This is a genomic window from Pyrinomonadaceae bacterium (assembly GCA_036277115.1).
In the GTDB taxonomy this organism is placed as follows: Bacteria; Acidobacteriota; Blastocatellia; order Pyrinomonadales; family Pyrinomonadaceae; genus UBA11740.
Map to the genome: position 1 here is coordinate 340,198 of DASUNM010000021.1, position 13,619 is coordinate 353,816.

The window sequence follows — 13,619 nt, forward strand, 5'->3', positions numbered from 1 at the left end:
AAGAGTCAAAAAGTACAACGGTTTTAATGTTTGTCTGCTTCTGGTGTCGTCTGTGGTTAAGAGTCCCTACGCGACTTGCAGCTCCCGTTCACGCAGATACTTGATGCGGTCACGCAGTTCAGCAGCTTTCTCAAACTCGAACTTCTTCGCATGCTCGCGCATTTCGAAATCAAGACGCGCAATCGTTTCGCCGATTTGCTGGGGACTGTAGGCTTCGATGTCCTCGAGTTCCAGCGGCACCTTGAAGTAATCCGCTTCGGCGGCGGTGACCAGGGTCGCTTCGATTGGCTTGATGATGGTCTGCGGCACAATGCCGTTCTCGAGATTGTATGCCCGCTGCAATTCCCGCCGGCGCGTGGTTTCGTCAATCGCCCGCTTCATCGAATCAGTTATCCGGTCGGCATAAAGGATCGCTTTGCCTTCCGCGTTGCGCGCGGCGCGGCCGATCGTTTGGATCAGAGACGATTCGGAACGCAGAAACCCTTCTTTGTCAGCGTCGAGAATCGCAACTAGCGAGACTTCCGGCAGATCCAGCCCTTCCCGCAGCAGGTTGATGCCGACCAGCACATCGAATTCACCGCGGCGCAGGTCGCGCAGAATTCTGATGCGCTCCAGCGTTTCAATGTCCGAATGGAGATAGCGCACGCGAACATCGACTTCTGTGAAGTACTCGGTCAAGTCTTCCGCCATCTTCTTGGTGAGCGTGGTCACCAGCACGCGTTCGTTGCGCTCAGCGCGGATGCGGCATTCGTTGAGGAGATGATCGATTTGACCTTTGACCGGACGTACTTCAACTTCCGGATCCATTAACCCGGTCGGGCGAATGATTTGTTCGATCACTTCGCCGCTGGTCTTGGTGAATTCGTATGGCCCCGGGGTCGCCGAAACGTAAATCCGTTGCGTCACTCGTTCTTCGAACTCTTCAAAATTCAACGGCCGGTTGTCGAGCGCGGACGGCAGACGAAATCCATATTCGACCAGCGTCTTCTTGCGTGATTGATCGCCAAAAAACATGCCGCGCACTTGCGGAATGGTCTGATGCGATTCGTCGATAATCACGAGAGTGTCGCGCGGCAGATAATCCAGCAGCGTCGGCGGCGGCTCTCCCGGTTGCTTTCCGGTGAGATGGCGCGAATAGTTTTCGATGCCCCGGCAGAAGCCCATCTCTTTCATCATCTCGAGGTCGAACATCGTGCGCTGGTGCAGGCGCTGGGCTTCAAGCAGCTTTCCTTCTTCGATCAGCTTTGGTTCCCACCACTCCAACTCCTGTTTGATCGATTTGATGGCGCGCTTCAAAGTCGTGCGCGGCATCACGTAATGGGACTTCGGATAGATGGGAAGTCGCGAAGTGTGCTTCTGCGTAATCTCGCCGAGTAGCGGATCGATTGTCGAGATCGAATCGATTTCGTCTCCCCACAGCTCTATCCGATACGCTTCGTCCTGATAGCTGGGATAAACCTCGACAACGTCTCCGCGCACGCGAAAGCTGCCGCGCTTGAAATCGATGTCGTTGCGTTCGTACTGCAACTCGACGAGTCGCTGGAGCAGCGTGTCACGCGCGATGCGCATCCCGGGCTCGAGGAAAACCAGCATGCCGTAGTACGCATCCGGATCGCCGAGGCCGTAGATACACGAGACGCTTGCAACCACAATAACGTCCCGGCGCTCAAACAAGGCACGCGTCGCGGACATGCGCAGGCGGTCGATGTCTTCGTTTACGATCGCATCTTTTTCGATGTAAGTGTCTGAGGCCGGCACATAGGCTTCGGGCTGATAATAGTCGTAGTACGAAACAAAATACTCGACCGAGTTGTCGGGGAAGAGGGTCCGGAATTCCTGGTAAAGCTGGGCCGCAAGAGTTTTGTTGTGGGCTATCACGAGTGTGGGGCGTTGCGTCTCGTCGATGACACTCGCGACCGTGAAAGTCTTGCCGCTGCCGGTGATGCCGAGCAGAACCTGATCCTTCGCGCCGTCATTGACGCCACGCACCAGGGCTTCGATTGCCTGCGGCTGGTCGCCACAGGGACGATAATTCGATTTCAGGACGAAGGGCATAAGCGTAAATAGTAAATCGTGAATCGTAATTAGAACAAACTGTACCCCCTAACTTGCGCGCTCGTGTCTCTGTGGTGAGTTTTGTTTGACGAATGGCCACCACAGAGACACAGAGATCGCGCAGAGACACCGAGCAAAAACCAAAGGCGACGAGCTGATGCGAACCCGGGATGATGCCGAGAAGGCAAAAGGCGCAGAGCCGATGACTCTGCGCCTTTCCAAAAAGGTAAATCTTCACTTGGATTAAGAGACCTGCTGCTCTTCTCCCGGGTGACTGCCCACCTGATAAATCGCCTCCATCACCGCCGAACGAACTTCAGGCGGCAGCGTTCCGCGCACAGCCATGCGACGAAATGCCGGCAACACATCCGGCTGTCCGCTTAACGCAAGCAGCTTCACGACGGCCAGACGTACTTCGGTGCTGGGATGAGCTTCGATAGCTCGCATCAGCGGATTTATTTCCCCGGATTTCGACATCAGGAAAAGGAGAGAGAATGCGTCGTAGGTCTTGTCGCGGCTCTCGCCGGTCAAGTTGTTGATGGCCTCGTCCGCGAGTCCTGAAGTCGCGATGGCGGCGCCAATTCTGGCGCGGCGTTCTGCCGGGGAATCACGCAAGGCGCGCGTAAACGCGGCGGCGCGGTCTTCCTGAAAATCGTACAACGCTTGCGCGGCCGCATTGCGAACTTCGGACGCCGGGTCATCGAAGGCTTCGGTGATCTCCTGGAAAGCATCCTCAGTTTCCAATGACGCGAGATTTTGCAGCTCCGCCGCTCGCGCGCGAGCATCCGGGCGCGTTGCTGACGAAACTGGGGTCGCTTCAGGCATGCTGACGGGCTGAAACTCGGAGTCCTCGCCGCCGAGAAATTCGCCTGGCTTAATCCTTTCGGAAGGTCGTTGTACGTACTGTTCTTGCTCGCGCTCCTCAAGCAACGCTTGCCGCTCTTCTTCCTCCGCACGCAGTTTTGCTTCAACCTCGGCACGAATTCGCGCTTCGAGTTCGGCCCGCTGGCGCACTTCGGCTTCAGCTCGCAAGCGTACATCTTCTTCTGCCCGTGCACGCGCGGCTTCTTCAGCCCTCAATCGTTCTTCCACCTCTGCCTGAAGGCGACGTTCTTCTTCGAGGCGCCGGCGTTCTTCGTCCTCGGCGCGACGACGAGCTTCCTGTTCAGCTGCAAACTGCGCCTGTTCAGCGGCGAGCCGTTCGGCCTCTTCCTGTGCGCGCCGGCGAGCCTCGGCTTCAGTTCGCTTTTGCGCTTCTTCTTCGACTTTCCTCTTCGCCTCGGCTTCCGCGCGCATCTGCGCCTCGATCTCAGCCCGCAACCGGGCCTCTTCGTCGGCACGACGCTGAGCTTCGGCCTCAGCGTGCCGTCGGGCTTCCTCTTCCGCGCGGCGGCGTTGCGTTTCTTCCGCCAGCAGCCTCGCTTCTTCGGCGGACCTCACGCGCGCATCTTCGCGCAGGCGCAGCCGGAGAATTTCTTCTTCGACGGCGGCGATGCGTGTCTGGGCGCGGCGGCGCATCTCGTCTTCCTGTGCTCGCTTGCGCGCTTCACCTTCGAGAAACCGTCGCTCTTCCTCACCGCGTATGCGCGACTGTTCGGCTTCCACGTTGCGCGCTTGTTCGAGTTCGGTCTGGCGCGCTGCTTCCGCGGAGGCAAATTGCGCTTCGACCTCGGCGCGTCGCGCGTCTTCCATTGCGCGCATGCGTTTCAATTCCTCTTCGGCGCGAGCCAGTTCGGTCTCCGCGATGCGACGCCGGGTCTCCTCAGCCGCCCGTTCGCGCGCTTCCGCTTCAATCCGCAGTTTCTCTTGCTCAGCGCGCCGGCGCGCGGCTGCTTCCTGTTCCTGCCGCCATTGGTGAGACGCCTGATTAAAAGCATGCTCAGCCGCCAGACGGGCTGTTTCGAATTCTGCCCGGCGTGCTTCCTCTTCCGTGCGCAGCCGATTCAGTTCAACTTCGAGCTGGTTGGTCTCTTCAAGGACCGAAGATCTCTCGGAAGAGATTGCTTCCGGTTCCGGCGCTTGTGATGGCGCTTCGTGCTGTACCGCTGGAGGCTCAGGTGCCGCGACAGGAGCCTGCACAAGCACCGGCGCGGGCTTAGGCGCCACTCTTTCGATCGGTGGCGCCGTCAAAATTTGCAGAATTTCGGCCTTGTTTGCCGACAAAGCGTCGCGCAGATCAGGCGTAATCGCGCCTCTTGGCGCATCGATCACCAGACGATCACCGTTGGCTTTCACATCAACGCCTTTTTCCCGAAGTTGGACAAGCAGCTCGCGCGCACTCATATCTCAATCACCTCACGTTCATTATCGGCCGTTCGCGAAATCGGAGTTGACGCCTCCTCGGGCAGGGAACTATTGAGATCTGAGACCTGAGATCTGAGATTCTCTGCCGCCGCAGGCTCCGACCCACTCGTGGCGCAAGCTTCGACTGCGTGCTTAAGTAAACTCCGTGGCACTCTTCGATCTGTTTCGGTTTGCATGAGCGAGTTCAACGGCGCGATCGCCGCCGGGTCACGCAAGTCCATCAGCGCTTCGACGGACGCACGACGCACGTCAGGCGAAGAGTCTTCAAGCGCAGCGATCAAATGTGGGGTCGCCTCGCGATCGTGCACGAAGCTGAGCCGGCGCGCGGCCGCGGCCCGCTCATTGGGTGACTCAGCAATTCGCAAATCGCGGGTGGCATCGTCAAAGTAACCATGATTCATGAACGCCGCGCGGGCACGCTCGCGACGTTGAAGATTCCGCCCGACGAGGGCCGATAGCAACTCCGCCCCAACCAGTTGGCGCGTGTAGCGATCGTCGGAAGCGATAATACTTTTGTCATAATCGCCACCGGCCATCAGTGTCTTCACTTCCTCGGAAGCGCGTGTCACGCGTTCATGTTGGGCGTCCGTCGCTTGCGGCGCAGGTTGCGGCGGCTCGGGTGTCACCACCGCGGCGGCTACCGTAGCGCCGGCGAGGTCGGCTTCCGTTTGGAGGGGCTCAACCGGCTGCGGTTCGACGGCGATAGGTGGAGCTTTCTCTGTGGCGAGGACGGCGGGCTTCATCGGCGACTTGCGCGGTCGACTTCGCTTTATTGCTTTCGCACGACGGCGCTGCATGATCAGCAAGCCGATCAGCAGCAGAAGTACAGCGACGCCGATACCGACAGGGACCGGATTTAGCTGCGCCAAAAGGATCCAGTAGCGCACGCGCTGCTTCACGTTGCTCCAGGTCAAACCCTGCGCGGATGTTTGCGACGAAGCCGCAGTCGCAGCTGGCGACGGCGAACTCCTTTGCTGCGCTACGAACGGTGAAACGCGCGGCGTCGCGGTGGGGCTTGAACTCGGCTTAGCCGAAGGTGTCGGTGAAGGTTTTGGCGATGGAGTCGCGCGCGGCGTCGGCGTCGCTCGGGCCGAAGCAGCAGAAGATCGATCGTTCGAGTTTCGATTGCCCGCACGATCCGCCGCACCTAACCTGTTTGAGTTTGCATTGCCGCGTCGTTGTGGATCGGCTGGAGGTGGCGCCGGTCCCGCATCGTTACCCGCCACGTCGCGACCCGTTGAGGTCGTGACATCTGAGCGCGACCCGGGCATGGTGAAGACAACATCGAGCTTGTTTCCGCGCTGCTCGACCCGAGCCGTGGCGCCGGGCTGGAGCCGGAAAGAAAGCACGGTGTCACTGGCACCGCGTTGCACCTTGACGTCGCCAAACGCGCGACCACGCACGGCTTCCGGTCGCGGCACATCAGCCGCCGGAATCCGCACGTAGAATCGATCGCCGCGGCGATACGCTTCGTAATCGTTCAGGGACTGATCGGACGTCAGCGCAACACGTGATCCACTGGTTGAATCGCTTGCGCGCAAAGTGGCGACGCGCGATCGTTTGGTTGAGTTGGCGTTGGCTGACCGCTGCGGCGCGATGATGCGGCTCTGGGTTAACGCGATCGGAGAAGCAGTAAACACCACCGTTGCCGCGCAGCACCCGAATGCTGTGATCAGGCCCAGAACTCGCGGTAATGAGGATTGATTGGCGGTGCTCATGAATTGGGGCGGCCTCAAATGAGAAACGCGAACGTCTTCGCAGAAGGAATTATGCAACGTCCGTGGGAACGTTGTCACTTGCGTTTAGACTGCGGCGGGTTCTTTGTCGAACTTGTAGAGGAGTTCGAGAATGCTGGTGCGAACATCTTCCGGCATGCCTTCCGTGGCCACTAGTTCCCGGAGTTTTGGAGCGGCATCCGAACTGCCCGCCACACTCAACACGCGCACGGCGGCGAGCTTCACTTGAACCTCGGGATGCGTTCCGATGATCTCCAGGATGGGCTGGACCTCACCGGCCTTGGCCAGTAGCGAGAAGAGAGCGAACGCTTCCTGCGCGTGTCTCCGGTCTTCACTAGCCAGGCGGTCAATCGCCTGGGCAGCAATACCTGTCTTCACACACGCCTGAGCAAAGGTTTGAAGAGTCTGCAGGTCGGCCGATTTCATCACCCGAGCATAGGCTTCGGTGCGATCAAAATGAAGACTCGACAAACTGCGAGCCGCGGCCGCCCGCACTTCGCGCGTATCGTCGGCCAGCGAGATCAGCACCGGCGCGAAAACTGATTCGTGATCAATATTGCCCAGACCGGCTACCGCAGCCGCCCGCACACTCGGGTCGGTATCGTGCAATGCGGTAGAGCCCAAGGCCGCCACCGCGCGTTGCGCGCGATGAGAAGCCAGTTCGCGGGCGACTTGCGCGCGCTCGGCGTCGTCCGAACTTTCCAGTCGCGTCAACAATCCCAGCAACGCATCGTCGTCATCACCGGTCGGCAATTGTTCCGAGGAGAGAAACGAATCAACTTCCTGCGGTTCGCCGTCCACGTTAGGCTGTGGTTCGTTGAAATCGAACGGCGCTGAATCCAAAAAGCTAAGGTCATCAACCGAGCACGCCGTCAGGCTCTCGCTCAAGAGGGCTGGAGGAATGTCTGAATGACGGCGGGCGATATCGAGCAGGGCGCCGATCGCAGCGGGCTGTTTCGACTGGCCCAGGCTGGTGACCGCCTGGTTTCTGACGACGGAATCGGCGTCGTGCAAAGCCTCGAGCAGCGCGGGCAATGACGCGGGAGAACTAATCTGACCCAGCACGCGAGCGGCCGACGAACGCTCCCACGCATCGCGGCCTTGCAGCATGAGCGCGCATTGGCGCGCGACAAATCCGTAATCTTCCAAAGCGCGGCGCGCGCGTTCGCGACCGGCCTGGTCAACGTCAGCGGCGGTTAACGCCTTGATTAATGAAGCCTCGATAGCACGACGATCATCCTTCACGCGGGACGCCATCACGTCCATGCGGTGCGGCTTGCCGAGTACGAGCTTGCCGACTTCCTGATCAATGCGGTACGCGCCGAATGCTGACTGCGCGGTATCTGGCGCCGCAGTCTCTTTGGCTGCGCGAGCGCGCGGCTGATGATCTGACTCCTGCGTGGCAGATGAAGCGGCAGGGGACTTTCGGCTTTCCGGGGCGGTGATTTCTCGCGGCGATTGGACGGGGCGCGGCTCTAACGGTCTTGCCACTACATCTGACGTTCTCATTTTCCGGGCCCGCCACACAACCAGGGCCGCGAACCCAGCGACCAGGACGATGGTTAAGATGTAGTTGTCGATCAACCACCCCAGTAGGCCACGACTCGGCGGTGGCTCAGTGCGCGCTTGCGCAGCGACAACGCTGCAGGACAACAAGAAGCACAGCGCTACACTCAGCGAGCGAAATGCGATGCGATGCCAGGCGGAATTTTCTGTGGACTTCATGTGCGGGTCTTTCTGCTTGCGTCAGGATTGAAAGAGCTGGTGGATTCAGCTCACTTCGCGGGCAAGTCTTTGCGGTGAAGAACGGACCGGGCTATTCAGCGTCCGTGAACTTGTAGCCAATACCCCAGACGGTCAGCACGAGCTGAGGATTGTCCGGGTTCTGCTCGACCTTTGCTCGGAGCCGGTTGATGTGAGAATCAATCGTCCGATCGTAGCCTTCGTAGGAGTAATCCCAAATCTTTTCGAGCAGGTACTTTCGCGGGAAAACGCGGCCAGGATTCGAAGCGAACAATCGCAGCAGGTCAAACTCTTTTGGGGTGAGCTCAACGTGCCGGTCACCAATTGTCACCTCGCGCCGGATTGGATCGATCCGCAAATTCCCACGGAGGATGGGCGCTTCGTCTTCGCCCTCAACTGCCGTTCCCGCGCGTGACCGGCGTAGCACGGACTTAATTCTTGCTTCCAGTTCACGCAAACTGAACGGTTTGGTGATGTAATCGTCGGCGCCCATTTCCAGGCCCAGCACCTTGTCGACCACATCGTCCTTTGCCGTCAGCATCAGAATCGGCATCTGCGGACTTTTGAGACGAAGCTCTTTGCAGACGGCCAGACCGTCCATCTTTGGCAACATCAAATCGAGCACGACCACATCAGGTCTATCCTTGCCGGCTGCTTCAACTCCGGCCAAACCATCGGCCGCGGTTGTCACACTGTAACCAGCGCGAGTGAAATACTCCTGGATGGCGCTCGAAATGTTTTCGTCGTCTTCAATGATCAGAAGTGAGGTTGCTTGCGCAGGAGCCACGGCTGCACCTGTGGCTTCGGTTGAATGAGGTTGACCCAACTTCCCGTTATCTCTTTCTGTCATTTCCCAGTTTCCCGAAGGCGAGAAGGGGGTTCGGCAAGTCCGCGCTTGGGGGCGCGCCCAACCGAATATAGCAGGCAGGGACACCCCGACTCAAGCCTAATTTAGCAAATTGACACAAATTGGTAATGTGCGGTGGCGCACGTAAGGGGGGCATGTTCCTCCGCGGGGGAATAAGCGTAGACCGCAAGATTACCGGGGTTGGGCGGCCATTCGTTGGCGCTCGGCTTCGGTCCAGTCGCAAAGGACCTTCTTGTCGGCCTCTGACAAGCGCGCCTCTGAATGCATCGGCAAATACGACGGCAAGGGCATTTTGCCGTCAAGCACCTCATCGCAGATTTCCTGCAAGGTCTTCTCCTGGTCGCGGCGCGGGAGCTTGCCCCAATCGGAATAGTTTAGATGCTCTCGTCCGTGATTTACGTGATCTATTGTCCACCAGGAAACCGGGGCCACATTCGTGTACCAGGGCCACGTCGTTTCGTTTGAGTGGCAGTCGTTGCAGGCGCGCTCAAAGATCTTTGCGACTTCCGGAGTCATCTGCGTGTGCGCCTCAAGCGTCTGGGTGGGCTCGAGCGGCGGATTCGTACGCGCCGGCCGCACAAATTGAATTCCGACGGCCGCGAGCGCCAGGACAATAGCGAGCCATTTTAGAATTCGAAGTAATTTTGTTTTCATGCGCTTTGATTTCCATGCCGGTGCCGCCAGACCCACGTAGCCAGTCCACCGACACCCAGCAGCGCAACGAGCATGAGAATCCTGTCTGGCCGGGTGGCATAAATGTTTGAGTCGGGAGCGCCGCCTGAAGAAGAGTCGGCCGGCGTTTGAGCCGCTTGCTCACCCAGCGTTACCAGCACCACGTTCTTGCCGTCGGGTAAAATTTTTCGCACGCGCGGACCGCTGTTAATGTTCGGCGGCGTCATACCGAACTCCAAAACGTAGATTGAACCATCACGTCCCACCGCGACGCCGTTGGGAAAAAACGGCGCGGTGGCACGATAGACGACATCAGTGTTTCCGTCAGACTTCACTTTCAACAGACGCCGACGCCCGGTGTCAGCCACATAAATACTTCCGTTCGAATCCGCCGCCAATCCCGTAAGGCCTCCATCCTGTTTCTGATCCTCTGGCGTCGTAAAGTCCAAGTTTCTCGCCACCGTCGTCACTCTGCCATCTAACGTTACCTTGCGCACTGTGCTGCCGTCTGTCAGATAAAGATTGCCGTCAGGGCCGAACGTCATGCCACCCACGCTGCTAAACTTAGCGGCTGTGCCCTGTCCATCCGCGTGGCCGTATGCGCCGCCCGCGAGTGTCGTCACAGTTCCGTCCGGCGTGCGACGCAGCAGCACCGTCCGCGTCTTCGTATGATTGTTCTGATCGATTGAGTACATGTTGCCGGAACGATCAACCCAGATGCTGATGCCGGGTTTCGCATTGTCCGACGGCTCTTGCAGCCACGTTACTACTCCACTAGCCGACATCTTCCAGACTGAGCCGACATATTTCCGGGTCGCCTGGTCGTAGCCAACATCCGAGCCGTAAACATTCCCATCACTATCAATGAACAGTTCGTGCACATGCCGTCCGGCGACGCCTGCGCGAAAAACCACAAGTCTGCCCCCCGGGCCAAGCTTCCAAATAGTTTCCAGGTCGCTGAAATAAAGACGACCGCGTGAATCCACCACGATGCCCGTGGGCGGATGCGCGTTGGCAAACGTGGAGACGAGTAATAAAACAGCCAGCGCGGTGGCCGTCCGAGTTAGCGATTTGATGAGCATTCCTCGTTTGCCGTTCGAAGGTCTGTCGCTGTTAATACTGAGACGTCTTACACGAACTGCAGGTTAACAGCCAGACTATCTTCCCGTGCAATTCCTCGTGCACCGTTCGATGCGAATGTCGCGCACTGCGCGAAGAATACCATCCGCCCCACGGGTCGGGCTTAAGATCGGAGAGAAGGTTCCCTGGCCGCTCGCCGCCCGCTTGTCCGCTTCGCTAACGAACGCATCGTCGCTGAAGTGATATTCATCGATCCAGTATTCCGGGTAACCCGGACCTGAAACATAGGCGTGGATGTGCGCGGGGTTGCGACTGTTCGGGTACGAGCCGGGTTTAATCGTGCGGAACTCGTATTTGCCTTGCGCGTTTGTGCGCATAACGCCGTGAATACGCGTAGCCCGATTGTCGCCGCCGCTGGTGGTATAAACCCCGGTCGCGTCGGTCTGATAAACGAAAAGCGTGATTCCTTCCAACGGCTGCTTGCCGTCAGGAGAATAGATGGTGCCGGAGACGATCAAAGGCTCGCCCGGTTCGTTGTCGGCCACTATTTTAGTGTTCCAGGTTGGGGGATCTGAGGCCCTGTCAGCGACCGCCAATCGGGAACACGCGATGAGGTTAAAACTGCCCGCCAGGATAAGTAATAGCGCCGTCGTTGACCGCACGACGCGGTGACTGCGAAGCGACAACGATCCATTTCGTGATTGACTCATCTTCCTTCCTCCTTCTGATGGCTGCCAGGTCTGGATGCTGAAGTGTACGTTACCTGCCATCATCGTGATCGGAGTTGATTGTAAAGAGTTGTTAAGACTGACGTGCCGCCGCCATTATGTGCCTGACACGCTTCGCTGAAAAGAGAAGTTGCCGATTACGGCTCACGAGGAAGTCGAAAGCATGGCGCGAGACTCGCTGACTCGAGTTACCAGCGAAGATGACACTCACCCCGGTCCGCTCGATCGCTTCAGGTATGTGGAACGAATTACCAGTCAGACTGAGGCGCAAATCTCAGGAGAAGTGTGGGATCTATTTAAGGATCGCGCCGGCCTCACCACTGAAATGACTTCAATGGTGCAGCAGGACCTTCACTCGCTAGCGCGTGACGTGGACGAGCATTTCGGTGCCGGCTTCAAGCTTGAGTTCTTTTCCGCCTTTCATCGCCACTGAGCCGACGCCGGCAGCCCCGCCCACGATCGTTCCGATCGCCGCGCCTTTCCCGCCGCCCGCGATGGCGCCGATAATCGCACCCGCACCCGCTCCAATGCCGCCCCGCTTGACGGTCTGGTTGCCGCGACCTTCGGATTTCACGCCGCCCTCCTCGTCCGCGCTCCCTTTGCCGTCGTAAACGCGCGTGACGTATCCGTGCAACGTGCCGGACCGGCCGTCACGCAACGTAATTGAATCAAACGCCAGATTGATCGTTGTGCTGCCTTTGATTCTTCCGGACTTCACAATCGATCGTATGTGACCGCGGACCGTTGCTTCGTCAAAGCGACTCGGATCGACCACCGTCGCGGTGAATTTGTCGCCCGTACGAGAGTCTTTACTGGAGAGCGTGTCTTCCAGGCGAACTTTCAGGTTCGTGCCGACAGGAACCAGCACCACGACCTTCTTCGCAGGCGTTGTTCGCTTCATGCGCGGCTTTGTTGTCTGCGCTAATGCGACTGCCGGCAAGCTCACCAACGTAATCACCGCAATCAAGAGCAGCTTTGAGAATGTAGATTTCATAAAGACTCCTCCTCGAACGTGACGCACGAGCGTACAAATCGAAGAATTCAGAAGAGCGTTTTTGTCGGGAATATGATACCGGGTTCAGGGGAGCGGTTGCCACTAAGCGGCCGCTTCTGATTTCTCGGCAGCTGGAGCAAGCTTCGCCGGCTCGACTTCGTCGAACGTTCGGTTACGCCGCACGCTCCCGTCTGATTCGAAGATGTATGCGGAAGGTGCTTCGCGCATGATGATGTCCTGCAGGCGCATTAGGCCGTAGAGCAAAGCTTCAGGCCGAGGCGGGCAGCCGGGAATATAAACGTCAACGGGAATTGTTCTATCGACGCCCTGCATCGTCGAGTACGAGTCGAACGGCCCACCCGTTGACGCGCAGGCTCCCATCGCAATGGCCCACTTCGGTTCCGGCATCTGGTCATAGACACGACGTACCACCGGTCCCATCTTCAGCGTCACCGTGCCGGCGATGATGATTAGATCGCTCTGTCGCGGGCTGGGACGGAATACTCCGGCGCCGAACCGATCGATATCAAAGCGCCCCGCGCCGGTGGCCATCATCTCGATCGCGCAACAGGCGAGCCCAAACGTCATCGGCCACAGAGCAGATTTCCGCGCCCAGTTCACGACCGGCGCGCCGATATCGATGGCCTTCGCCGCGATTGAGCGTCGAACGTAATTCGTTATCGAATCGACTGTGGTTAAGACGAATCCTTCGTCGTGTTCAGCCATAAGCGTAAATAGTGAATGGTGAATCGTAAAATGGTCGTGAGCTTCTTCTATTTACGATTCACGATTTTCCATTCACGGTTTCTTAAGCCCATTCTAGCGCGCCTTTGCGCCACGCGTAGTAATAACCGACTATCAGTATGCCGATGAAGACGAACATCTCGATTAGCGCGAACTTAGTGAACGAGAAATCGTCGCCCATGAAGATGATCGCCCAGGGCAGCAAAAAGATCGTCTCAACGTCGAAAATCAGAAACAACATCGCGATGATATAGAACCGCACGGTGAAGCGATCGTGCGCGCCCGTTTCCGGATCGATGCCGCACTCGTACGGCCGCATCTTGTTCTTTTCATACTTGAACGGCCGCAGGAACCGGCCGAGGACGATGGGTAGCACGGGAAAGATGATCGCGATCACGAAAAAGACCATCACCGGCAGATACGCCGTCGATGGCCCGCCAATGGTCTTCGTTGTCGTCGCTGCCTGTAGAAGGATGTGGCTGATCATGTCCAGCTTTGCTTCCGCCGCCGAGCGATCCTGCTCGCGAAGTTATCGTTTACAAATCGCTGCTGTTAACTTGATCCGCGGACGCGGGAATATTAAGTGGCGCGTAAGATTAAAGTCAATCAACATTTGGCGTCGGCCATTTGGAGTGCGCCGGCAGAGCGAAGCGGGGTCCCCAGCGCGGCAGCCGCGCTGGGGTGGTCGTAGCGGC

At 58.3% G+C, this 13,619-nt stretch carries 11 protein-coding genes; all 11 read right to left on the minus strand.

Annotation, left to right across the window (positions count from 1 at the left end; translation table 11 throughout):
* Positions 1 to 66: 66 nt before the first annotated feature.
* Positions 67 to 2,055, minus strand: coding sequence for an excinuclease ABC subunit UvrB (gene uvrB / locus VFX97_05860; protein ID HEX5702704.1), 1,989 nt, complete (start codon positions 2,053 to 2,055; stop codon positions 67 to 69).
* Positions 2,056 to 2,298: 243 nt separating this feature from the next.
* Positions 2,299 to 4,338 carry a HEAT repeat domain-containing protein gene (locus VFX97_05865; protein HEX5702705.1) on the minus strand — a complete coding sequence of 680 codons (2,040 nt, stop codon included), beginning with the start codon at positions 4,336 to 4,338 and terminating at the stop codon, positions 2,299 to 2,301.
* Complete coding sequence (locus tag VFX97_05870; protein HEX5702706.1) at positions 4,335 to 6,077, minus strand: HEAT repeat domain-containing protein; 1,743 nt, start codon at positions 6,075 to 6,077, stop codon at positions 4,335 to 4,337. The genes VFX97_05865 and VFX97_05870 overlap by 4 nt, the downstream gene beginning before the upstream one ends.
* 84 nt (positions 6,078 to 6,161) lie before the next feature.
* Positions 6,162 to 7,820, minus strand: coding sequence for a HEAT repeat domain-containing protein (locus VFX97_05875; GenBank protein ID HEX5702707.1), 1,659 nt, complete (start codon positions 7,818 to 7,820; stop codon positions 6,162 to 6,164).
* A gap of 91 nt (positions 7,821 to 7,911) precedes the next feature.
* Positions 7,912 to 8,688, minus strand: coding sequence for a response regulator transcription factor (locus VFX97_05880; GenBank protein HEX5702708.1), 777 nt, complete (start codon positions 8,686 to 8,688; stop codon positions 7,912 to 7,914).
* 189 nt (positions 8,689 to 8,877) lie between these two features.
* Entirely contained in the window at positions 8,878 to 9,360 is a 483-nt protein-coding gene (locus VFX97_05885) for a heme-binding domain-containing protein (protein ID HEX5702709.1), read from the minus strand.
* Positions 9,357 to 10,460, minus strand: a complete 1,104-nt coding sequence (locus VFX97_05890) for a hypothetical protein (GenBank protein HEX5702710.1) — start codon at positions 10,458 to 10,460, stop codon at positions 9,357 to 9,359. The genes VFX97_05885 and VFX97_05890 overlap by 4 nt, the downstream gene beginning before the upstream one ends.
* Before the next feature lie 75 nt (positions 10,461 to 10,535).
* Positions 10,536 to 11,168: a hypothetical protein gene (locus tag VFX97_05895; GenBank protein HEX5702711.1), complete on the minus strand. Its 633-nt coding sequence runs from the start codon at positions 11,166 to 11,168 to the stop codon at positions 10,536 to 10,538.
* A 376-nt stretch (positions 11,169 to 11,544) separates the two neighbouring features.
* Positions 11,545 to 12,180, minus strand: coding sequence for a hypothetical protein (locus VFX97_05900; protein HEX5702712.1), 636 nt, complete (start codon positions 12,178 to 12,180; stop codon positions 11,545 to 11,547).
* Between the two features lie 102 nt (positions 12,181 to 12,282).
* Entirely contained in the window at positions 12,283 to 12,906 is a 624-nt protein-coding gene (locus VFX97_05905) for an NADH-quinone oxidoreductase subunit B family protein (GenBank protein ID HEX5702713.1), read from the minus strand.
* A gap of 82 nt (positions 12,907 to 12,988) precedes the next feature.
* Entirely contained in the window at positions 12,989 to 13,411 is a 423-nt protein-coding gene (ndhC, locus tag VFX97_05910; GenBank protein HEX5702714.1) for an NADH-quinone oxidoreductase subunit A, read from the minus strand.
* Between the last annotated feature and the right edge of the window lie 208 nt (positions 13,412 to 13,619).

What these genes read in the sequence shown, in the direction of transcription:
- VFX97_05880 (HEX5702708.1), bottom strand. Translation starts at nt 8,688, where the DNA reads ATGACAGAAAGAGATAACGGGAAGTTGGGTCAACCTCATTCAACCGAA.
- VFX97_05865 (HEX5702705.1), bottom strand. Translation starts at nt 4,338, where the DNA reads ATGAGTGCGCGCGAGCTGCTTGTCCAACTTCGGGAAAAAGGCGTTGAT.
- ndhC (HEX5702714.1), bottom strand. Translation starts at nt 13,411, where the DNA reads ATGATCAGCCACATCCTTCTACAGGCAGCGACGACAACGAAGACCATT.
- uvrB (HEX5702704.1), bottom strand. Translation starts at nt 2,055, where the DNA reads ATGCCCTTCGTCCTGAAATCGAATTATCGTCCCTGTGGCGACCAGCCG.
- VFX97_05885 (HEX5702709.1), bottom strand. Translation starts at nt 9,360, where the DNA reads ATGAAAACAAAATTACTTCGAATTCTAAAATGGCTCGCTATTGTCCTG.
- VFX97_05890 (HEX5702710.1), bottom strand. Translation starts at nt 10,460, where the DNA reads ATGCTCATCAAATCGCTAACTCGGACGGCCACCGCGCTGGCTGTTTTA.
- VFX97_05895 (HEX5702711.1), bottom strand. Translation starts at nt 11,168, where the DNA reads ATGAGTCAATCACGAAATGGATCGTTGTCGCTTCGCAGTCACCGCGTC.
- VFX97_05875 (HEX5702707.1), bottom strand. Translation starts at nt 7,820, where the DNA reads ATGAAGTCCACAGAAAATTCCGCCTGGCATCGCATCGCATTTCGCTCG.
- VFX97_05900 (HEX5702712.1), bottom strand. Translation starts at nt 12,180, where the DNA reads ATGAAATCTACATTCTCAAAGCTGCTCTTGATTGCGGTGATTACGTTG.
- VFX97_05870 (HEX5702706.1), bottom strand. Translation starts at nt 6,077, where the DNA reads ATGAGCACCGCCAATCAATCCTCATTACCGCGAGTTCTGGGCCTGATC.
- VFX97_05905 (HEX5702713.1), bottom strand. Translation starts at nt 12,906, where the DNA reads ATGGCTGAACACGACGAAGGATTCGTCTTAACCACAGTCGATTCGATA.